The organism is Aminobacter sp. Piv2-1 (assembly GCF_037625995.1).
Taxonomy (GTDB): Bacteria; Pseudomonadota; Alphaproteobacteria; order Rhizobiales; family Rhizobiaceae; genus Aminobacter.
The window spans coordinates 52,310-71,336 of record NZ_JARKMU010000014.1 but is presented as its reverse complement, the minus strand read 5'-3'; the positions used below and the strand labels follow the sequence as shown (position 1 = coordinate 71,336).

Sequence of the window (19,027 nt, the reverse complement as noted above, 5' to 3'; positions counted from 1 at the left end):
ATAGCGAAGTTGATAGGGAGACTTTGCCATCCGGCTGTGATGCCAGCGTTCGCGCGGCGTGAACGGCGCGTGCAAAGGACTGCGTGACCGCGCTAAATCGGCGTTAAATCAGGCCTCCGCAGTGCTATTGTCGCATGACGTCGCCAGTGCTGGAGCACGCTGATGCGCATTCGGTTGTTCGGTGGCCTCGAAGTGGTTTCTCCGGGAAACCGGCCCGTCCGCTTCGCCACGCGCAAGACGGCGCAGATTTTCGCCGCCCTCGTATTGGCGGGCGGCAGGGCGGTGCGGCGCGAGGCACTGTGCGAGGCGTTCTGGCCGGGGCGAGGCGAGGCGCAGGCGCGTAACAGCCTGCGCCAGGCGCTTGTCGACATCAGGCGCAGCTTTCCGGCCGGAAACGCCGCCAGGGTCGAGATCGAAAGCGACCTCGACACCGTCACGCTGAAGGCGGAGCCAGGCACAGCCGATATCTGGGTTTTCGAGCAGACGGCGCAAGGAGACGACGGCGGTCTTGCGACTGCCGCCGAGCTCTACCGGGGCGACCTGCTTGCCGCGGACGCGATCCACGAAGGGCTGGACTGGTTCGCGCCGCACCAGCGCACCTATCGGCGCATCGCCCTGCAGGTGGCGGAGCGGCTGAGCCAGGCTGCGCCGCAACCCGGTTCGCAAGAAGCGGCAGCCTGCGAGCGGCTGGCGGAAAGGCTGCTCGCGGCAGATCCGACCGCCGAGGAGGCGCACCGTGCCATCATCCGGCTATGCCTGCAGCGCGGCCAGCCGAACGCCGCGCTCAGGCAATACAAGCTGTGCCAGGAGGCGCTGCGGCGCGAACTCGAAGCCGAGCCGGAGGCCGCCACCAGCGCGCTGCTCGAGGCGGAGCGCGAGGTTGCCCGCCCGCCCGAGGTTCCGGCCATGCCGGCGACGGACCGTCAGCCGCCGTCGCGCGGCACCGATCAACCCTCGGTCGTCGTGCTGCCGTTCGAGAACCTGAGCGGCCCTGAGGACGAGTTTCTCGTCGAAGGCGTGGTCGAGGAGATCACCGCCACGCTTTCCCGCGTCAGCGACTTCTTCGTCATCGCCCGCCAGTCGGCCTATGCCTATCGCGGCCGCTTCGTCGACCTCGCCGAGATCGGGCGCGAACTCGGCGTCCAGTATGCCGTCGAAGGCTCGGTGCGCCGGTCGATGGACAGGGTGCGGGTCGCAGTCAAGCTGGAGGACACGCAAACGCGCGCCCAGATCTGGTCCGAACGCTACGACCGCGCCGCATCCGACATTTTCGCCCTGCAGGACGAGATCGCCGGACAGGTTGCCGGCGCCATGCACCCGGCCCTGCTCAAGGCCGAGATCGAAGCTGCCAGACGCAAGCCGCCGGAGAGCCTCAGGGCCTATGAGCTGATGCTGCGGGCCTATCCCAACATCTGGAGCGCGACGAGCGACGGCAACCGGCTTGGGATCGTGCTGCTCGAACAGGCGATCGCGGCGGACCCGGGCTATGGCCGCGCCTATGCGCTGCGCGCCTGGGGTCACGCCCAGAACCTCGCCTATCTGTGGTCGTCCGACCCCGACAGGGAGAGGGAGCTGGCGCTGGCGGACGCCGAGACGGCCGCCCGGCTGGCGAGCAACGACCCGATGGCGCTGACGGCGATCGGCGCGGCGCTCAGCATGTGCACCACCGACCAGAGCCGCGCCGGCGCCTATATCGAAAGGGCGCTGGCGCTCGACCCGAACAGCGCCTGGGCCTGGGCCCGATCCGGATGGGTCGCGATCTACCGTGACCAGCCGCAGGCGGCCAGGCGCGACTTCGAGCGCGCCATGGCCCTGAGCCCGTTCGATCCGCTGGAACACAACTTCACCATGGGGCTGGCGGCGGCGAGCGGACTCGAGGGCGATTTCGCCCAGGCCGTCAGGCTCACGCAGGAGATGATAGACAAGAACCCTCAGGTGACCTGGGCCTACCGCCAGCTTGCGTCCTTCTCCGCCTTCGCCGGCGACATCGAAACCGCCCGCCGCGCCATCGCGACGCTCAGGGTAGTGAATCCCGGCGTGTCGATCGCGGTGATGAAGAAAAGCCACCCGCTGCGGCACATTCCGCGCCTGTTCGACACCTTCGTCGAGGGCTGGCGGCGCGCCGGCCTGCCGGAGGAGTAACCGCAGGTGGGGTGGCATGGTTTCGCCCGCCCTTGATCTCGATCAAGGCCGTCCGCCCCCTGGGATGCAAGCTGGGATGGTGGCGGACCGAGCGAGGGAGGAAGCGATGGTCGACATGGGCAGCGGCAATGCCAGGCGGCCGGGAGCGTTGCCCGAGGTGCGGGCGCTGACGATGGCCGACATCCGCGACAGCCTGGCCGAGGGTGCCGCGGACTTTGCGCGGCGGCCGGCGATCGGCCTCGCCATCGCCGCCGTGTTCGTGGTGATCGGCCTGGCGATCACCACCTCGCTCCTGGTGCTGCACGAGCCGTGGCTGATCTATCCCTTCGCCATCGGCTTTCCGCTGGTCGGCCCCTTCGCCGCGGTCGGCCTCTACGAGGTGAGCCGCCGGCTGGAGGCGGGACGGATGCCGACGGTCCGGGAGGTGTGGCAGGTCATCTGGGCCCAGCGTCGGCGCGAGGTGTCGTGGATGGCCTTCACGATGCTGTTCGTGTTCTGGGTGTGGATGTACCAGATCAGGCTGCTGATGGCGCTGATCCTCGGCCGCATGTCCTATGCCACGCTCAACCGCTTCGCCGACGTGGTGCTGACCACCAACGAGGGCTGGGTGTTCCTGGCGGTCGGTCACATCGAGGGCGCAGCCCTTGCGCTAGTGCTGTTTTCGATCACCGTGATCTCGATCCCCATGCTGCTCGACCGCGAGGTCGACTTCGTCACTGCCATGCTGACTTCGATCCGCACGGTGCTGGCGAGCCCGCTGGTGATGCTCGGCTGGGGCCTCGTCGTGACGGTGGCGGTGCTCGCCGCCTGCGCGCCCCTGTTTCTCGGGCTCCTGGTGGTGCTGCCGGTGCTCGGGCACGCGACCTGGCACCTCTACCGCCGGGCGGTGGTGTAGGCATTCAGGCAATAAAACAGGCCCGGCGGCGTGCCGTCAAAGGCCCCGGCTCATCAATTTCGGCCGCATCGCGGCCGTTTGGCTTGTCGCGGCGGCGAGCGAGGCGCACAATCCGCCGCCATGCGGACGAGGAGGCATTTCTCGCAACGGAGGAAAGCCCCATGAACGACCTCAGCCTGACCACGCTGGACGGAGGCATGGCGATGCTCAGCGCGCCTGTGCTCGATGCCTTCGCCGCCGGCCTGCGCGGCGACGTGCTCAATGCCGGCGATCCCGGCTACGACGAGGCACGCGCCATCTGGAACGCCATGATCGACCGCCGGCCCGGCCTGATCGTGCGCTGCGCCGGCGCGGGCGACGTCATCGCCGCCATCAATTTCGCGCGTGAGAACAATCTGCTCGTCGCCGTGCGCGGCGGCGGCCACAACATCGCCGGCAACGCCGTGTGCGACGGCGGGCTGATGATCGACCTCACCAGGATGAAATCGGTGCGTGTCGACCGGGTGGCCCGCAGGGCCTGGGTGGAGCCGGGCGCGATCCTGGCCGATGTCGACAAGGAGACGCAGGCCTTCGGGCTGGTGGTGCCGACCGGCATCAACTCGACCACCGGCATCGCCGGCCTGACGCTCGGCGGCGGCTTCGGCTGGACGGCGCGCAAGCTCGGGCTCACCATCGACAACCTGCTTTCCGCCGACGTGGTGACGGCCGACGGCGAGCTGGTGCGGGCGAGCACTGCCGAGCACCCGGACCTGTTCTGGGCCATCCGCGGCGGCGGCGGCAATTTCGGCGTGGTGACCGCCTTCGAGTTCAAGCTGCACAAGCTCGGGCCGCAGGTGCTTTCGGGCCTCGTCGTGCACCCGTTCGACGACGCCAAGGCGGTGCTCGAAGGCTACCGGGCCGCGCTCGAGGACGCCCCCGACGAGCTGACCTGCTGGACGGTTGCGCGCCGCGCGCCGCCGCTGCCGTTCCTGCCGGCCGACTGGCACGGCAAGGAGGTGCTGGTGCTGGCCATGTGCTGGTGCGGCGAAATGGCGGCGGGCGAGCAGGCGACGGCCCGCCTGCGCGGCATCGGCAAGCCGATCGTCGACGTGGTCGGCCCGAACCCGTTCGTCGGGTGGCAGGCAGCCTTCGACCCGCTGCTCGCGCCCGGCGCCCGCAACTACTGGAAGAGCCATGACTTCATCGAACTGGCCGACGACACCATCGATGCGCTCGACCAGGCGATCCGAAACCTGCCCGGACCGGAATGCGAGGTGTTCATCGGCCATGTCGGCGGCGTCGCCGGGCAGGTCGCCACCGAGGCGACGGCCTTCCCGCAGCGCAGCTCGCACTATGTCATGAACGTGCATGCGCGCTGGCGCGAGGCGGCGATGGACGACGCCTGCATCGCCTGGGCGCGCGGCATCTACGAGGCGACCAAGCCGCAGGCGATCGGCACCGCCTATATCAACTTCATGCCGTCGGACGAAGCCGACAGGGTGGAGGCCGCCTATGGCGTCAACTATGCCCGGCTGATCGAGGTCAAGCAGAAATACGATCCGAAGAACTTCTTCCGCCTGAACCAGAACCTCAAAGCGCGGCACGCCCGCAAGGCGGCATAGCGCGTCGGCCAAAGGCTCTGCCCGCTGCCGGCCCTCCCCTGTAACGGGGAGGGCCTTGGCTACGTCTGCGCCCCGGAGAAAGCCGGCGACCGTCTGGACAACGCAGCCTATCTTTTATATAACCAAATTGTTATCAACATCGAAGTTTCACGCGATGACGCCGTCCGAACGCCTCGACGCCACCTTTGCGGCACTTGCCGACCCGACGCGACGGGCGATCCTCGCCCGGTTGATCGAGGGCGAGGCGACGGTGATGGAGCTGGCCGAGCCTTTCGACATGAGCCAGCCGGCGATCTCCAAGCATCTCAAGGTGCTGGAGCGCGCCGGGCTGATCTCGCGCGGCCGCGACGCCCAGCGCCGACCATGCCGCATAGAGGGCGCAGCGCTGGCCGAGGCCGTGGGCTGGATGGAGGAATACCGCAAGGTCTGGGAAGGCAACTACAGGCGGCTCGATACCCTGCTTGCCGAACTGCAGGCGCACAAGGGCAAGGCCTGACCCCCCGAACAGCAATACGAGGAGAGGACGATGACGCACCGACTGGAAGTGACCACGCCGAGCCCGCGCGAGATCGCCATGACACGCGTCTTCGACGCGCCACGCGACCTGGTCTTCGACTGCTGGACGATCCCGGCGTTGCTGAAGCGCTGGTTGACCGGACCGGATGGCTGGAGTTTTTCGGTCTGCGACGTCGACCTGCGCGTCGGCGGCAACTACCGTTTCGTCTGGCAGCATGTCGACGGCCGCGACATGGGCATGACCGGCACCTATCGCGAGATCGTCAGGCCCGAGAGGCTCGCCAGCACCGAGCTCTTCGACATGGACTGGACCGACGGCGAGGCCCATGTGACGCTGGTGCTGACCGAAAGGGGCGGCCGCACCACCTCGGCAATGACGGTTCTCTACAGCTCGGAAAAGGCCCGCGACGGCGCCATCCAGGTCGGCATGGCCGATGGCGTGGCAGCCGGCTACGACCGGCTCGATGGCGTGCTGGCGGAGCGTATGGCGGCCGAGTAGGGCGCGCCGCCCCACCGCGGCCCCGCGCCTTGCCGAGGCAAAAAATCAGCGGCAGGTGCGGAGGAAATTGCTGCCGAAGACATCGATCCGGCAGCCTGGCCGGATCACCGGCACGTCGGGCCTCGGGGTCGGCTGGTTGGCCGTCTGACGGTCCACCTCGCGCAGCCTCTGCTGCTGTTGCTGGAATTCGATGCGCCGTTCGCGATTCTGGAGGATCTGCAGTTCGTCGAAGCGGCCTTCGCGGATCAGCGTGTCCCGGTCGGGCTGGCCCACCAGGCCGCCCCCGAACGCCTGCGCCATGCCGCCGAGCAGAACGGCGGCGGCAAGCAGGGTCCTCTTCGCAAGAACCGGCATCCAATTCTCCCGCATCGTTCGAGCGCTTCCGCTTTCCTCAATCACGAAAACGCTTTGTTTCTTCTGCAACATCGGTCCAGGCTCAAGGTAGTGCTTGTTGCAGCCGATGCAATGGCGACGAAGGTGCGGCCATTGACGTTGCGTCGGCTTCTCCCTATCTGAGCGCGGTCAAGGGCGGGAAGCCCCTGCCGCCCGCGGCCGCAAGGCACGGTGAAGCTTCCCTCGAAAATTTCGTTTCCCTGTCGATGCGACGGCCGAAGCGGCAATGCGGGCTCCCGATTTCGAAAGACGCCGTTCGCCAATCGCGAAGGAGCGAAACCATGACTAACGGTCAGACCCCGACCGACTACAAGACCAATGCCCGCAGGCTGCGCGACGCGCTTGCTGCCGAGGGTTTCGACATCAGCCACGCCAAGGCACTCGAGCTGGTCGCCAGGCAGAACGGCGCCCGCGACTGGAACACGCTTGCCGCGCGTCCGATGGCGACCAAAGCAGACGAGTCCAAGGCTGTCGTGCCCTTCAGCGTCGGCGAGACTGTCGCCGGCACGTTCAACGGCAACCCGGCCAGGGGCCGCGTCATCGGCCTCGAAGAGACGATCAAGCCGGACCTCTGGCGCGTGACGGTGGCTTTCAACCCTCCGGTGGACGTGTCGACCTCGAAGCTGTTCTCGTCGGAACGACGGCGCATCCAGATGGTGGTGGGCGCCGACGGCCGCTCGCGCCGCCTGACCGGCACCGAAACCGGCGTGATGGCGCTCGCACGCGCCTGACGCAACCGCTTCCTGCTCAACCCGGCCGTGGATCGACCCGATCCGCGGCCGTTTTGCGTTGCAGGGTCAGGCAGCTGTTTCGGCGCGGAAGCGCGGCGAGGAATTGCGGATCGGGATGCACAGTGGCCGCTCGTGCACCGGATCGGTAATGACACGGCAGGAAATGCCGAACACGTCCTCGATCAGCGCCTCGCTCATCAACTCCACCGGCATCCCCTCGGCGACGACCGCTCCGCCCTTGAGGAACACCAGGCGGTCGGCATAGCGGGCGGCGAGGTTGAGGTCGTGCAGGACGAGGACGACGGTGCGGCTATGCTCGCGATTGAGGCGCCTGACCAAGTCGAGGCAATCGATCTGATAGGCCATGTCGAGATGGTTGACCGGCTCGTCGAGACAGATGATATCGGTCTCCTGCGCCAGCACCATGGCGATCCAGACGCGCTGCAACTGACCGCCCGACAGCGAGCCGAGGCGGCGGTCGGAGAGGTGCGAGACGCCGGTGCCGAACATCGCCGCCTGGATGGCCTCGGCATCGGCAGCACTCCAGGGCTGCAGCATGGTCTGGTGCGGGTAGCGTCCGAGCCGGACCAGCTCCTCGACCGTCATGTCGTCGGGTGCGGACGGGTTCTGCGCCAGAAGCCCGATATGGCGGGCAAGCTCCTTTTCCTTGAGGCCCGAGATCGGCAGGTCGCCGAGCCGCACTTCGCCCGATTTCGGCTGGTGCAGCCGGCGGATGGCTCGCAGCAGCGTGGACTTGCCGCAACCGTTGGGGCCGGCGAGCACTGTCACCTTGCCCCTTGGAATCCCCAGGTCGATGGCGGAAAGCGCTGTAGCCGCGCCATAGGCGACGGTGAGGGCAGCGACGGAGACGGCTTTATCCATTGGTGCGTCCCCTGCGCAGCACGAGGTAGAGGAAATAGGGCGTGCCGATGACCGCCGTGACGGTGCCGGCCGGCACCTCCGTCGGAGCAAACAGCACACGCACGATGAGGTCGGCGCCGACCAGCATGATGGCGCCGAGAAGGAAACTGGCGACGATGCCAGGCAGAACCGGCCGGCCGACGATCAACCGCGCCAGATGCGGCGCCATCAGGCCGATGAAGCCGACGCCGCCGGCAAAAGCAACCGCGAGTGCCGTCAGCGCCGAAGCGAGCGCGAAGACGAGGATGCGAAAGTGCGGCAGGTTGAGGCCGATGCCGCGCGCCGAGACCTCGTCGAGATCGGTGGGCGGCAGGCGGCGTGCCACGGCAAAGACTCCGATCATGGCGATGGCGAGGCCTATAGCGACGACCTGGACCTCGCCCCAGTTGATCTCGTTGACCGCACCCGCGAGCCAGCGGCTTGCCTGGGTGGTGCGATAGATCGGCCCGACGATCATCAGGATCAGCGTTCCGGCCTTGCAGACCGCACCCACGGCAATGCCGAACAGCAGCAGGCGCACCGCCGACGAGGCCTGCTGGCCCGACAGCAGGAAGACGGCCGTTATGGCGACGCTGGCACCGACCATGGCCGCCACAGGCTGCCAGACGATGGAGGTGACCAGCGCGTTGCTCTCGTTGGAGAGCAGTGCGAGGAAGATGACCACGCCGAGGCCGGCGCCGCCGATGACGCCGAGCACACCGGGCGAGGCCAGTTCGTTGCGCGTCACCTTCTGCAAAAGGTAGCCCGACACCGCCATCGCGCCGCCGGCAAGAATGGCGATGGCGACACGCGGGGCGCGCAGCTGCAGGACCACGACGCGTTCGCCGCGCGAGCCTTCGCCGAGCAGGATTTCGACGATGCGGCGCGGGTCGATCCAGGTCGAGCCGAAGCCGATGCCGCAGAGCGCGACAAGGATGGCAGCAACGGCGATGATCGCCACGGCCAGCCAGGCACGGCGGCTGATACCGGCAAGCGCCGTATTGCGCGGAAGGGCGAGGCTCATGCGGCGCGCCTCCTGAGCAGGACGAGAAGCAGGAGACCGCCGACGATGGCCGTGACGGCCCCCACTGGCGCTTCGCGCGGATAGATGACGAAGCGGGCAACGATGTCGGCGAGCGTGGTGTAGAGCGCGCCGACAAGGGCTGCGGCCAGGATCTGCAGGCGATGGCCGAGACCGACAAGCGCGCGCGCCGCATGGGGCACGACCAGGCCGACGAACATGACCGGGCCGGCCATGGCGACCGCAGCGCCGCTGAGCAACGCCACCGCCAGGAAGGCGAGCCCCCTGACGACGCCGAGCGGCACGCCGAGGCCGCGCGCGGTCGAATCGTCGGTCTGGAGAATGTCGAGCGGCCGCGCCAGCGCGATGGCGATGCCGGCGCCTAGAAGCACGAAGGGCAGGCCGTTGAGCGCGAGCCCGAGCTTGCGGTCGGCGAAGGAGCCGGCGAGCCAAAACAGCAACTGGTCGAGCATCGTCTCGTTCACGGTCAGGACGACATTGAGGAAGCTGTCGAACAGGCCGGCGAAGGTGACGCCGACGAGCACGATCCGGAGCGGCGAGATGCCGCCTGCAGCCGCGGCAAGGCCGAAGACGATGAAGCTGGTGGCCAGCGCGCCGCTTGCGGCGATCAGCGACAGGCTGGGCAGCGAAACGACACCGAAGATGCCACTGGCAACGACGACGGCAAAGGCGGCGCCGGCATTGAGGCCGAGCGTATCGGGCGAGGCGATGCGGTTGCGCGACAGGGTCTGGACGAGCACGCCTGATATGCCGAGCGCTGCCCCCACCATCGGCGCCATCAGCGCCCGAGGCAGCCTGAGGTCGTGAATGACGACATGGCTCTCGCTGCCATCGAACGCAGTCAGCGCCGCCCAGATTTCCGGGGGCGAGTAGAGCCGGTAGCCGAGCGCCAGGCTGAGATACACCAGCACGAGCAAGAGGAGCGCGAGGCCGGCGAAGAGCGACCTGTACCCGATGCGCCAATGCGCTCGGAGGCTCGTGGTCGACGAAGCGAGGGGCACGCGCGGGCCTTAATATGAGCTTGACAGTCAGGGTTTGTTCTGACCCTTTGCCAAACCTTCTCTACCTAGTCAAGTTTGGAGCCCCACCCATGAAGCTCTTCGTCAAAGCCGCGCTCGGCCTGGCCCTGGCCGCCTTCGGCCTGAGTGCCGCCTCAGCCCACGAGGTCAAACACGCCATGGGCGTGACCGACGTGCCCGAGAACCCGCAGCGCATCGTCGTCCTGACCAACGAAGGCACCGAGGCCGTGCTGGCGCTGGGCTTCAAGCCTGTGGGCGCTGTGCGCTCGTGGACCGGTTCGCCCTGGTACAAGCACATCGCCGACAAGATGGACGGCGTCGAGGTGGTGGGCGAGGAATCGGCCGTCAACCTGGAGCTTATCGCCGGCCTGCAGCCGGACCTGATCCTCGGCAACAAGACGCGCCAGGAAAAGATTTACGACCAGCTTTCGGCGATCGCCCCGACCGTGATGTCCGAGCGCCTGCGCGGCGACTGGAAGCTGAATTACGCGCTCTACGCCGACGCGCTGGGCAAGAAGGCCGAGGGCGAGGCCGGGCTGAAGGCCTTCGACGACAAGGCCGCCAAGCTGGCGGAGGCGCTGGGTGACAAGAAGGCCGAAAAGGTGTCGCTGATCCGCTTCATGCCGGGCCTGACCCGCATCTACTTCAAGGACACCTTCCCCGGCATGATCTTCGACCAGATCGGCATCGCCCGCCCGGCGGTGCAGGACAAGCCGGGCTTCGCCGACGACGTCACCAAGGAGCGCATCCCCGATTTCGACGGCGACCGGCTGTTCTACTTCGTCTACGAGACCGGCAACGGCAAGGCGAGCAAGCAGTCGGAGGAATGGTTGGCCGAGCCGCTGTGGCAGAACCTGCCGGTGGTCAAGGCCGGCAAGGCGGTGGCCGTGGACGACGCGGTGTGGAACACGGCCGGTGGCGCGATCGCGGCCAATCTGCTGCTCGACGACATCGCCCGCGTCTATGGCGTGACGCCGGCGAAGTAGTCCGCATCTGTCATCGCGCGGCATCGCCGGGTGCCGCGCGGCTTTCCGCAACGTCGAAACGCTTTGATTCCCAGCCAAGCTTGTGTAAAGCGGGGCAAGCCAAAATCCCCGCAACAGCCAGACGGGCAAAAGCCATGGAAAAATTCACCAAGCTGACGGGCGTCGCCGCCCCCCTGCCGATCGTCAACGTCGACACCGACATGATCATCCCCAAGGATTATCTCAAGACGATCAAGCGCACCGGGCTTGGCACAGGGCTCTTCGCCGAGATGCGCTACAACGAGGACGGTTCGGAGAATCCCGACTTCGTGCTCAACAGGCCGGCCTACCGCAAGGCCGAGATCCTCGTCGCCGGCGACAATTTCGGCTGCGGCTCGTCGCGTGAACATGCGCCCTGGGCGCTGCTCGACTTCGGCATCCGCTGCGTGATCTCCACGTCGTTCGCCGACATCTTCTACAACAACTGCTTCAAGAACGGCATCCTGCCGATCACCGTCAGCCAGGAAGATCTGGACAAGCTGATGGACGATGCCGAGCGCGGCGCCAACGCCACCGTCTCGGTCGACCTCGAAGCCAAGGAAATCCGCGGCCCCGACGGCGGCGTGGTCAAGTTCGACCTCGACGACTTCCGTCGCCACTGCCTGCTCAACGGCCTCGACGACATCGGCCTGACCATGGAGAAGGCAGGCTCGATCGACAGCTACGAGAAGAAGGTCGGCGAAAGCCGCCCCTGGGCCTGATCGCCCGCTCGCTTTGGAAAATGCCTGGAAGCCCCGCTCCATCCGAACGGGGCTTTCTTCGTTTCGGGGGGCGAGTGACGCTCGCGATTCCGTGATGCTGGCAAGCCACAAACGTCGATTTGGCGCAATGCGGAACGGCTGACACCGCAACGGCGCCATGGCATTGTCGCGCTCCGGGATTCGGAGCGCGACAAGGGCCGCTCCGGACATCACATTGGATTTCGGGAGCGTTGCATGAAGCCGTCCACCCTCCTTGCCTCGATCGCGCTGGCGGGCAGCCTGTCGGTACAGGCACTGGCCCAGTCGGACGAGCCGGTGGAGATCCCCTTCGAGGGCGGCACCTTCACCATCAACGAGACCGAGGAGCTCGACAAGGTCCTCGCCTATGACGGCAAGGAACTCGCCCGCAACTACGTCGCCTATTACGAGCGTACAGTGGACCTCAACGGAACCAAGGTCGCCATCTTCGACGTCGGCGACGGCGGCAATGCCTGCGGCCCCGCGACGGTGCTTGCCTGGAAAACGGAGGCGGGCATCCAGTCGACCACCGTCGGCGCCGACGAATGCGGCACCCCGCCGGCGGCCGCCACCAGCGATGCGCTCTATTTCGTACCCTATCTCAGACCGGGATCGAAGGCACCGGTGCGCAGCTGGTCACCGCAGGACGGCCTCAAGGTCGCGGGTGAGCTGAGCTTCACGCCGCAGCCCGGCACCACCTGGGCCGACATTGCGCCCGACAAGATCACGTATCCGAGCGACTTCTTCGCCAATGCCGAGCTCTATGCGGCGGCGGCAGCGCTGCTGGGCGACCAGCTCGAACAGGTGGCGCTCGGCCTGTCGGTGGCGGGCGAGCCGGAGAAGACGGCTTCGGGCGTGCTCTTCGCCAGCGGCTGCGTGCCGCACGCCTGCGGCAGCGCCGACGCCTTCATCGGCGTCGATGCCGCCGGCAAGAAGCTCTATTTCGCCCAGGCGGGCGACACGCCGGAGCCCAGAGCCTGGCCGGCACTGGCCGAATGGCCGGCGGACGTGAAGGACGCCATGACCAAGGCCCTGGTCTCGCAGTGAGGCGGACGCCATGCGCAAGCTGATCTCCACCGGTTCGCCCTTCGAGAAGACGGCCGGCTATTCGCGCGCCGTCGTGCAGGGCGACTGGTGCTTCGTCTCGGGCACCACCGGCTACGACTACGCCACCATGACGATGCCCGAGAGCGTGGAGGCGCAGACGCGCAACTGCCTGGCGACCATCGCCAAGGCGCTCGAAGAGGGCGGCTTCGTCATGGCCGACGTGGTGCGGGCACACTACTACATCACCGACCAAGCCCATGTGGACCTGGTATTCCCGATCCTCGGCGAGACTTTTTCAGACATCCGCCCGGCGGCGACAATGATCGTCTGCCAGCTCAACAAGGCCGAGATGAAGATCGAGATCGAGGTGACCGCGCTGAAGCGCAGGTGACCGCGGGGAGAGCTGCTTGCGCATCCTATCGCTGAACGGCTGGGGCGGCAGGCTCGGCGAGCAGCTGGTCGACTATGTCAGGGCGGAGAACCCCGACGTGCTCTGCCTGCAGGAGGTGACCAACACGCTTGAGGCGACAACGCCGTGCCTGATCTATCGCGATGGCGGCGGCGAACTTGCGCAGCGTGCCAACCTGTTCGCCGAGGTGGCGGGCGCCCTGCCCGGTCACCAGGCCTTCTTCTGTCCCGCCGCGCGCGGCCCGCTTCATGACGGCGACCGGGCGATTCCGTCCGAATGGGGGCTGGGCACCTTCGTCAGGCGCTCAATTTCGATCGTCGGGCAGGCGCAGGATTTCATCCACGGCGGCTTTTCGGCCGACGGCTTCGGCGAACATCCGCGCTCGCGCAACGCCCATGCCGTGCGACTGCACGACTATGCCTCGGGGCGGACGACCGTGGTCGTCCATCTCCACGGCCTGCGCGAACTCGACGGCAAGGGCGACACGCCGGCACGCGACATCCAGACCAAAAAGCTGATCGAGATGATCGGCAGGATACGCCGTCATGGAGACGGCCTGGTCGTCTGCGGCGACTTCAACGTGCTGCCTGACGGCCGCATGCTCACAGCGCTGCGCGACATCGGGCTGACGGAGCTGGTCACGTCCCATGGCTTCACCGACACGCGGACGTCTTTCTACCGCAAGATGCCGCGCTTCGCCGACTACATGCTGGTCAGCGCCAATGTCGACGTGCGTAATTTCGAGGTAGTGGCCGAACCGGAGGTCTCCGACCACCGCGCCCTGCTGCTGGAGATCGGGTAGGCTGCCTCAGGCCTGTTGGGACACGAATCCAACTCAACATGCGATGGTGGGGCCATTTGCGCCTTCTCGCACGCCCTTTCCCGCTTGCACCGGCGCCCCGCCAAGGCTAGCAAGGCCGCGGTTCACGCATCTTTCGGAAAGGTTTCCCATGGCGACGCGCAATCTTCTTCTCCTGCCCGGCGACGGCATCGGCCCCGAGGCCATGGCCGAGGTCCGCAAGCTGATCGCGGCCATGAACGAGAAGCTCGGCAGCGGCTTTGCCACTGAGGAAGGCTTCGTCGGCGGCTCGGCCTACGACGCCCATGGCCAGGCGATCTCCGACGCCGACATGGCCAAGGCGATGGCCGCGGACGCGGTGTTGTTCGGTGCGGTCGGCGGCCCGAAGTGGGACGCGGTCCCCTATGAGGTGCGTCCCGAGGCCGGCCTTTTGCGCCTGCGCAAGGACATGGAGCTGTTCGCCAACCTGCGTCCGGCGATCTGCTACCCGGCGCTGGCCGCCTCGTCGTCGCTCAAGCAGGAAGTGGTCGAGGGCCTCGACATCCTGATCGTGCGCGAGCTCACCGGCGGCGTCTATTTCGGCGAGCCCAAGCAGATCATCGACCTCGGCAACGGCCAGAAGCGCGGCATCGACACGCAGGTCTACGACACCTTCGAGATCGAGCGCATCTCGGGCGTCGCCTTCGAGCTGGCCCGTACCCGCAAGAACCACGTGACGTCGATGGAAAAGCGCAACGTCATGAAGTCGGGCGTGCTGTGGAACGAGGTGGTGACCGCCAGCCACAAGGCCAAGTATTCGGACGTTAAGCTCGACCACATGCTGGCCGACGCCGGCGGCATGCAGCTGGTGCGCTGGCCCAAGCAGTTCGACGTCATCGTCACCGACAATCTGTTCGGCGACATGCTGTCGGACGTGGCCGCCATGCTGACCGGCTCGCTCGGCATGCTGCCCTCGGCTTCGCTGGGCGCGCCCGACGCCAAGACCGGCAAGCGCAAGGCACTCTACGAGCCGGTGCACGGCTCGGCCCCCGACATCGCCGGAAAGGGCATCGCCAACCCGATCGCCATGATCGCGTCCTTCGCCATGTGCCTGCGCTATTCGTTCAACATGGTGGCCGAGGCCGACCGCCTCGAGGCAGCGATCGCCGCCGTGCTCGACGACGGCCTGCGCACCAAGGACATCATGTCGGAAGGCAAGACCGAGGTCGGCACGACCCAAATGGGCGACGCCATCGTGGCCAAGTTCTTCGCCTGAAGCCTGGCTGAACAACAAAAGGCGGCGCTGCTTGGGGCGCCGCTTTTGCTTTGGCCGGACGGAAGTTTTCAGGCGGTCGGAACGTAAGGCGTGGGGATTCTTACCCCCGCAGGCACCGGCCCCCATCTGTTCTCGTGCTTCTGCGACGGGATCAGGGTGAAGACGAAGATGATAAGGCCGCCCACATAGGGCAGCAGGATCAGCAGATAGAACCAGCCCGAAAGGCCGAGGTCGTGGATCCGGCGTATCGTGACTGCGAGGCCGGGCAGGAGCGTTGCCACGACGAACAGGCCGGGAAGCGCGAATCCGATGACGGGCTCGCCCATGCCCGCGTCGAGATTGCCCGTCGCGGCATCGACGGCCAAGCCTGCGATGGCAAGCGCCGTTACGGCGATCAGCCAGAACAGAACGTAGCCCCAATACTCCTTCCGACGCGCCCGGCCGCGGAAATTGACGTAGTTGGTCGTGATCGCCTGCCGGAAATGGGACCACAGCCCGGTCGATGCACCGCTGTCAGATGCGTAGCTCGGGGTTGGCGCGGGTGCGTAGCCCGTTTGCGGCGACATGCTCTCCGTCGCGCCGCTGCGGCCGAACTGCGGCACCGACCGCCCCGCTTGGGGGACGGGGGCTGTCGGGCGCTCAATTGGCGCATGGATGGCGAAGACATCGCGGGCCTGCCCGCCGGACGGCGTGAACTCCACCTGGGTGCCCTTGCCCATCGTGGCTGCCTGGCGCATGTCCTCGCGGGCGAAGGCATAGCGGTTGCCGTCGACCCCGGTGATGAATCCGAAGCCCTCGGCCTGATCGTAGTGCAGAACTTCTCCTCGCATCGATGCCCCCATCCAGCAAGTGATTTGCGCAGGATGGGCATTGTCGGCGATCCTCGCAAGTCCAAGGACTGAACCGGCCCTGCCGCGATTGACTCTTTGCCGAAACCGGATAAAAGCGGCGGCGAACAGGGAACCCCTCCGATGCGCGGCCTCTTGATGGCGCTTTTCGCATTTGATTTCCCCGGCCACGACAGAAATCGTGCCGGGCGCGGAGCCGTTTCCCTGCTTTCGACCAAAACCATGGCCAAAACCACCACCACCAAAACGGTGTGATTTCCCTTGGCCTGCTCACCCTCTCCCGGGTCCGGCCCGGGGGATGAAGCCCGCGCTGGCCAGCGGGTTTTCTCCAGGAAACGAGCGGAGAGGGACAGGAGTGATCTGATGGGTTTCAAGGTTGCGATCGTCGGCGCCACGGGCAATGTGGGCCGCGAAATGCTCAATATCCTCGAGGAACGCGGCTTCCCCGCCAGTGAGGTGGTTCCGCTCGCCTCGCGCCGCAGCCAGGGCACCGAAGTGTCCTATGGCGACAAGACGCTGAAGGTGAAGGCGCTCGACACCTACGACTTCTCCGACACCGACATCTGCCTGATGTCGGCCGGCGGCAACATCTCCAAGGAATGGTCGCCCAAGATCGGCAAGCAGGGCTGCGTCGTCATCGACAACTCCTCGGCCTGGCGCTACGACGCCGAAGTGCCGCTGATCGTGCCGGAAGTGAACCCGGACGCCATCGCCGGCTTCACCAAGAAGAACATCATCGCCAATCCGAACTGCTCGACCGCCCAGATGGTGGTGGCGCTGAAGCCGCTGCACGACAAGGCGAAGATCAAGCGCGTCGTCGTCTCGACCTACCAGTCGGTTTCGGGCGCCGGCAAGGAAGGCATGGACGAGCTGTTCACCCAGACGCGCGCCGTCTTCGTCGCCGATCCGGTGGAAGCCAAGAAGTTCACCAAGCGCATCGCCTTCAACGTCATTCCGCACATCGACGTCTTCATGGAGGACGGCTACACCAAGGAAGAGTGGAAGATGGTGGCCGAGACAAAGAAGATGCTCGACCCCAAGATCAAGCTGACGGCGACCGCGGTGCGCGTGCCGGTGTTCATCGGCCACTCCGAGGCCGTCAACATCGAGTTCGAGGAACCGATCACCGCCGACGAGGCGCGCGACATCCTGCGCGAGGCACCGGGCTGCCTGGTCATCGACAAGCGTGAGGACGGCGGCTACGCCACCCCGGTCGAAACGGCCGGCGAGGACGCGACCTACATCTCGCGCATCCGCGAGGACGGCACGGTCGAGAACGGCCTCGCCATGTGGATCGTATCCGACAACCTGCGCAAGGGCGCGGCCCTCAATGCCGTGCAGATCGCCGAGCTCCTGGTCGCGCGCGGCCTGATCCAGCCGAAGCAGAAGGCGGCCTGACGGCAGCCGAAAATGGCCGGCCGCTTCGGCGGCTGGCTGTCTGCCGCGCAGCCGGACAACCGGCATCCCACGGGTCGCGGGCTGCTCGCCATCGCCGATCCTACCTGCTTTTCCTTCTTCCCTGTGGGGATGGGGAAGCGCGCCGGCATCGCAGATGCCGCTCATCCTGGCGCGCCTGTTGCAAGCCTCTGAAACAATTCGATGAAACGACCTATCGCGGCGCGATTCGGCGTGACTTGACCGCGCTTCTCAGCGCACAATGACGGCCCGGCCACCGAGGTTTCCACGCCACATGATCGTCCGCCCGCGCACGAACCTGCTCAAGCTGTTCTTCGTCATGCGCGGTTCGGTGGTACCGCGCATCCTGCCGCAGATCATCGGCTTTGCCGCCTACGGCGCCCTGGTGGTGATGGCCGTCAGGCTGCTCGGTCTCGAATTCGGCAATGCCGGCGTGGCGCCATTCGCCCTGCTCGGCGTGGCGCTGTCCATCTACCTCGGTTTCCGCAACAACGCCGCCTACGACCGCTGGTGGGAGGCGCGCAAGCTATGGGGCCAGCTCGTCTTCGAGATCCGCAACTTTTCACGCGCGGCCACGGCGATGATTTCCGACCGCGCCGAACTGCGGCCGCTGCTGATGGACGCGCTGGCGTTCTGCCATTTCCTGCGCGGCGAACTGCGCCGGGTCGACACGCGCGAGGCGGCACGGCCTTTCATCGGCGACGCGGTGGATGAAATCCAGGCGGCCACCAACCGGCCGGACGCCGTGATGCGGCGCATGGGGCAGAAGATCGGCGCGCTGAAGCGGGCCAAGGCGCTGGAAGCGATGGACTACCGCATCCTCGACGAAAGGCTGTCGGCCATCGCCGCACTCCAGGCCGGCTGCGAGCGCATCATGGGCACGCCGCTGCCCTTCGCCTACACGCTGCTCTTGCAGCGCACGGCCTACATCTTCTGCCTGCTGCTGCCCTTCGGGCTGGCGGGGTCCGCCGGCTGGGCGACACCGCTGTTCACAGCGCTCATCGCCTATACCTTCTTCGGCCTCGACGCGCTTTCGGAGGAGCTGGAGGACCCGTTCGGCATGGAGGCCAACGACCTGGCGCTCGACGGGCTCTGCCGCGTCTGCGAGATCTCCGTGTTCGAGGCGCTGGGCGAGACGCCGCCGCCGATGCTCGCCGCCGAGAACTACTTCTATTCGTGAGCCCGGGCGGCCTCTGCTGCCAGTTGCTTCAGCAAGGCCATCGCCTCGTCCGCCCGGTCGGCAGGCACGAAAAGATGGTCATGATAGAAGGCCGAGACCGGGTTGACCCCCATGCCGGCGCCAGCGAGGCGCGCGGTGATCGCAGCGAGGAAGCCGACCGCCTCCAGCGATGAATGAATGTCGAGGGTCACCATGCGGCATGCGAAGGCAGCCTCGACGCCGGCATTCCGCGCATCCTCCTCGCGCAAGATGAGCGTCATCCCCTCGGCTTCGCGAAAGCTCATCACCACATCCACGCCGGCAGGCACCGGTGCCCCGTGCGGCACGGTGGCGAAGACATAGAGATCGGGTGCAAGCTGCGGCGCCATGGAAGCCAGCAGAAGCTGGAGGTCGGTCTCGCCGTTCATTTTTTGCCTCGCTGCAGGGCTCTTGGGCCGATGCAGGCCCAATTCGGCGCCGAAGGTGAGATGTCCGAGACGATGGGTCAAGCATACCCGAGAACTGCTTCCATTCGTGAGCATGGGCCGCACTCCCGAAAATGTCGCAGCCCGCGGCGATTTTCCGCCGATGGCGAAAATGCTAACTCTCCAC

The 19,027-nt window shown here is 66.6% G+C and carries 21 protein-coding genes; 15 read left to right on the top strand and 6 right to left on the bottom strand.

Going from position 1 to position 19,027, the window contains the following annotated elements; translation table 11 throughout:
- Nucleotides 1-162 precede the first annotated feature (162 nt).
- From AmiPiv_RS22115 to AmiPiv_RS22095, 5 genes are all read left to right on the top strand, one after another.
- Complete coding sequence (locus AmiPiv_RS22115; RefSeq protein ID WP_340040912.1) at nt 163-2,142, top strand: BTAD domain-containing putative transcriptional regulator; 1,980 nt, start codon at nt 163-165, stop codon at nt 2,140-2,142.
- Between the two features lie 106 nt (nt 2,143-2,248).
- On the top strand, nt 2,249-3,037 hold the full coding sequence (locus tag AmiPiv_RS22110) for a DUF2189 domain-containing protein (RefSeq protein WP_340040910.1): 789 nt from the start codon (nt 2,249-2,251) through the stop codon (nt 3,035-3,037).
- A 161-nt stretch (nt 3,038-3,198) separates the two neighbouring features.
- Nucleotides 3,199-4,638 (top strand): FAD-binding oxidoreductase, encoded by a 1,440-nt coding sequence (locus tag AmiPiv_RS22105; RefSeq protein ID WP_340040908.1) that lies wholly within the window; start codon nt 3,199-3,201, stop codon nt 4,636-4,638.
- Nucleotides 4,639-4,792: 154 nt separating this feature from the next.
- Nucleotides 4,793-5,134: an ArsR/SmtB family transcription factor gene (locus tag AmiPiv_RS22100; RefSeq protein WP_340040906.1), complete on the top strand. Its 342-nt coding sequence runs from the start codon at nt 4,793-4,795 to the stop codon at nt 5,132-5,134.
- 30 nt (nt 5,135-5,164) lie between these two features.
- Nucleotides 5,165-5,653 (top strand): SRPBCC family protein, encoded by a 489-nt coding sequence (locus tag AmiPiv_RS22095; RefSeq protein ID WP_340040904.1) that lies wholly within the window; start codon nt 5,165-5,167, stop codon nt 5,651-5,653.
- 45 nt (nt 5,654-5,698) lie between these two features.
- Here AmiPiv_RS22095 and AmiPiv_RS22090 read toward each other — a convergent pair whose 3' ends face one another.
- Nucleotides 5,699-6,079, bottom strand: coding sequence for a hypothetical protein (locus tag AmiPiv_RS22090; protein WP_340040902.1), 381 nt, complete (start codon nt 6,077-6,079; stop codon nt 5,699-5,701).
- 248 nt (nt 6,080-6,327) lie between these two features.
- Between AmiPiv_RS22090 and AmiPiv_RS22085 the strand changes: the two genes are divergently transcribed.
- A complete protein-coding gene (locus AmiPiv_RS22085; protein WP_340040900.1) occupies nt 6,328-6,777 on the top strand; it encodes a glyoxalase superfamily protein in 450 nt (149 codons plus the stop codon).
- Between the two features lie 66 nt (nt 6,778-6,843).
- Here AmiPiv_RS22085 and AmiPiv_RS22080 read toward each other — a convergent pair whose 3' ends face one another.
- Genes AmiPiv_RS22080 through AmiPiv_RS22070 form a run of 3 tightly spaced genes read right to left on the bottom strand, consistent with a single transcriptional unit; the run spans nt 6,844 to nt 9,630 of the window.
- Nucleotides 6,844-7,659: an ABC transporter ATP-binding protein gene (locus AmiPiv_RS22080; protein ID WP_340040898.1), complete on the bottom strand. Its 816-nt coding sequence runs from the start codon at nt 7,657-7,659 to the stop codon at nt 6,844-6,846.
- Nucleotides 7,652-8,701, bottom strand: coding sequence for a FecCD family ABC transporter permease (locus AmiPiv_RS22075; RefSeq protein WP_340040896.1), 1,050 nt, complete (start codon nt 8,699-8,701; stop codon nt 7,652-7,654). The genes AmiPiv_RS22080 and AmiPiv_RS22075 overlap by 8 nt, the downstream gene beginning before the upstream one ends.
- Nucleotides 8,698-9,630, bottom strand: coding sequence for a FecCD family ABC transporter permease (locus tag AmiPiv_RS22070; protein WP_340041101.1), 933 nt, complete (start codon nt 9,628-9,630; stop codon nt 8,698-8,700). Before AmiPiv_RS22070 ends, AmiPiv_RS22075 begins: the two co-directional genes overlap by 4 nt.
- Before the next feature lie 179 nt (nt 9,631-9,809).
- Here AmiPiv_RS22070 and AmiPiv_RS22065 point away from each other — a divergent pair, with 179 nt between their 5' ends.
- The 6 genes from AmiPiv_RS22065 to leuB all read left to right on the top strand — a co-directional run bounded on the left by AmiPiv_RS22065 (nt 9,810) and on the right by leuB (nt 14,992).
- Nucleotides 9,810-10,724, top strand: coding sequence for an ABC transporter substrate-binding protein (locus AmiPiv_RS22065; RefSeq protein WP_340040894.1), 915 nt, complete (start codon nt 9,810-9,812; stop codon nt 10,722-10,724).
- Nucleotides 10,725-10,858: 134 nt separating this feature from the next.
- Nucleotides 10,859-11,464 (top strand): 3-isopropylmalate dehydratase small subunit, encoded by a 606-nt coding sequence (gene leuD / locus AmiPiv_RS22060; protein ID WP_340040892.1) that lies wholly within the window; start codon nt 10,859-10,861, stop codon nt 11,462-11,464.
- Nucleotides 11,465-11,698: 234 nt separating this feature from the next.
- Nucleotides 11,699-12,529, top strand: a complete 831-nt coding sequence (locus AmiPiv_RS22055; protein WP_340040890.1) for a hypothetical protein — start codon at nt 11,699-11,701, stop codon at nt 12,527-12,529.
- 10 nt (nt 12,530-12,539) lie between these two features.
- Nucleotides 12,540-12,920: a RidA family protein gene (locus AmiPiv_RS22050; RefSeq protein ID WP_340040888.1), complete on the top strand. Its 381-nt coding sequence runs from the start codon at nt 12,540-12,542 to the stop codon at nt 12,918-12,920.
- A gap of 16 nt (nt 12,921-12,936) precedes the next feature.
- Nucleotides 12,937-13,740 carry an endonuclease/exonuclease/phosphatase family protein gene (locus AmiPiv_RS22045; RefSeq protein ID WP_340040886.1) on the top strand — a complete coding sequence of 268 codons (804 nt, stop codon included), beginning with the start codon at nt 12,937-12,939 and terminating at the stop codon, nt 13,738-13,740.
- A 148-nt stretch (nt 13,741-13,888) separates the two neighbouring features.
- Nucleotides 13,889-14,992: a 3-isopropylmalate dehydrogenase gene (leuB, locus tag AmiPiv_RS22040; protein WP_340040884.1), complete on the top strand. Its 1,104-nt coding sequence runs from the start codon at nt 13,889-13,891 to the stop codon at nt 14,990-14,992.
- 68 nt (nt 14,993-15,060) lie between these two features.
- On the opposite strand, the gene AmiPiv_RS22035 is transcribed toward leuB, so the two are convergent.
- Nucleotides 15,061-15,822, bottom strand: a complete 762-nt coding sequence (locus tag AmiPiv_RS22035) for a DUF805 domain-containing protein (protein ID WP_340040882.1) — start codon at nt 15,820-15,822, stop codon at nt 15,061-15,063.
- Nucleotides 15,823-15,963: 141 nt separating this feature from the next.
- On the opposite strand from AmiPiv_RS22035, the gene AmiPiv_RS22030 reads away from it, so the two are divergent.
- The 3 genes from AmiPiv_RS22030 (at nt 15,964) to AmiPiv_RS22020 (ending at nt 18,436) form a co-directional block, all read left to right on the top strand.
- Nucleotides 15,964-16,095 (top strand): hypothetical protein, encoded by a 132-nt coding sequence (locus tag AmiPiv_RS22030; RefSeq protein ID WP_340040880.1) that lies wholly within the window; start codon nt 15,964-15,966, stop codon nt 16,093-16,095.
- Nucleotides 16,096-16,203: 108 nt separating this feature from the next.
- Nucleotides 16,204-17,238 (top strand): aspartate-semialdehyde dehydrogenase, encoded by a 1,035-nt coding sequence (locus AmiPiv_RS22025; RefSeq protein ID WP_340040878.1) that lies wholly within the window; start codon nt 16,204-16,206, stop codon nt 17,236-17,238.
- Between the two features lie 292 nt (nt 17,239-17,530).
- Nucleotides 17,531-18,436, top strand: coding sequence for a bestrophin family protein (locus AmiPiv_RS22020; protein ID WP_340040876.1), 906 nt, complete (start codon nt 17,531-17,533; stop codon nt 18,434-18,436).
- On the opposite strand, the gene AmiPiv_RS22015 is transcribed toward AmiPiv_RS22020, so the two are convergent.
- Nucleotides 18,427-18,843 (bottom strand): ACT domain-containing protein, encoded by a 417-nt coding sequence (locus AmiPiv_RS22015; protein ID WP_340040874.1) that lies wholly within the window; start codon nt 18,841-18,843, stop codon nt 18,427-18,429. The genes AmiPiv_RS22020 and AmiPiv_RS22015 overlap by 10 nt on opposite strands.
- Nucleotides 18,844-19,027: the final 184 nt, after the last annotated feature.

Coding starts and splice junctions, on each gene's coding strand:
- AmiPiv_RS22115 (WP_340040912.1), top strand. CDS start 163: ATGCGCATTCGGTTGTTCGGTGGCCTCGAAGTGGTTTCTCCGGGAAAC.
- AmiPiv_RS22110 (WP_340040910.1), top strand. CDS start 2,249: ATGGTCGACATGGGCAGCGGCAATGCCAGGCGGCCGGGAGCGTTGCCC.
- AmiPiv_RS22105 (WP_340040908.1), top strand. CDS start 3,199: ATGAACGACCTCAGCCTGACCACGCTGGACGGAGGCATGGCGATGCTC.
- AmiPiv_RS22100 (WP_340040906.1), top strand. CDS start 4,793: ATGACGCCGTCCGAACGCCTCGACGCCACCTTTGCGGCACTTGCCGAC.
- AmiPiv_RS22095 (WP_340040904.1), top strand. CDS start 5,165: ATGACGCACCGACTGGAAGTGACCACGCCGAGCCCGCGCGAGATCGCC.
- AmiPiv_RS22090 (WP_340040902.1), bottom strand. CDS start 6,079: ATGTTGCAGAAGAAACAAAGCGTTTTCGTGATTGAGGAAAGCGGAAGC.
- AmiPiv_RS22085 (WP_340040900.1), top strand. CDS start 6,328: ATGACTAACGGTCAGACCCCGACCGACTACAAGACCAATGCCCGCAGG.
- AmiPiv_RS22080 (WP_340040898.1), bottom strand. CDS start 7,659: ATGGATAAAGCCGTCTCCGTCGCTGCCCTCACCGTCGCCTATGGCGCG.
- AmiPiv_RS22075 (WP_340040896.1), bottom strand. CDS start 8,701: ATGAGCCTCGCCCTTCCGCGCAATACGGCGCTTGCCGGTATCAGCCGC.
- AmiPiv_RS22065 (WP_340040894.1), top strand. CDS start 9,810: ATGAAGCTCTTCGTCAAAGCCGCGCTCGGCCTGGCCCTGGCCGCCTTC.
- leuD (WP_340040892.1), top strand. CDS start 10,859: ATGGAAAAATTCACCAAGCTGACGGGCGTCGCCGCCCCCCTGCCGATC.
- AmiPiv_RS22055 (WP_340040890.1), top strand. CDS start 11,699: ATGAAGCCGTCCACCCTCCTTGCCTCGATCGCGCTGGCGGGCAGCCTG.
- AmiPiv_RS22050 (WP_340040888.1), top strand. CDS start 12,540: ATGCGCAAGCTGATCTCCACCGGTTCGCCCTTCGAGAAGACGGCCGGC.
- leuB (WP_340040884.1), top strand. CDS start 13,889: ATGGCGACGCGCAATCTTCTTCTCCTGCCCGGCGACGGCATCGGCCCC.
- AmiPiv_RS22035 (WP_340040882.1), bottom strand. CDS start 15,822: ATGCGAGGAGAAGTTCTGCACTACGATCAGGCCGAGGGCTTCGGATTC.
- AmiPiv_RS22030 (WP_340040880.1), top strand. CDS start 15,964: ATGCGCGGCCTCTTGATGGCGCTTTTCGCATTTGATTTCCCCGGCCAC.
- AmiPiv_RS22025 (WP_340040878.1), top strand. CDS start 16,204: ATGGGTTTCAAGGTTGCGATCGTCGGCGCCACGGGCAATGTGGGCCGC.
- AmiPiv_RS22020 (WP_340040876.1), top strand. CDS start 17,531: ATGATCGTCCGCCCGCGCACGAACCTGCTCAAGCTGTTCTTCGTCATG.
- AmiPiv_RS22015 (WP_340040874.1), bottom strand. CDS start 18,843: ATGAACGGCGAGACCGACCTCCAGCTTCTGCTGGCTTCCATGGCGCCG.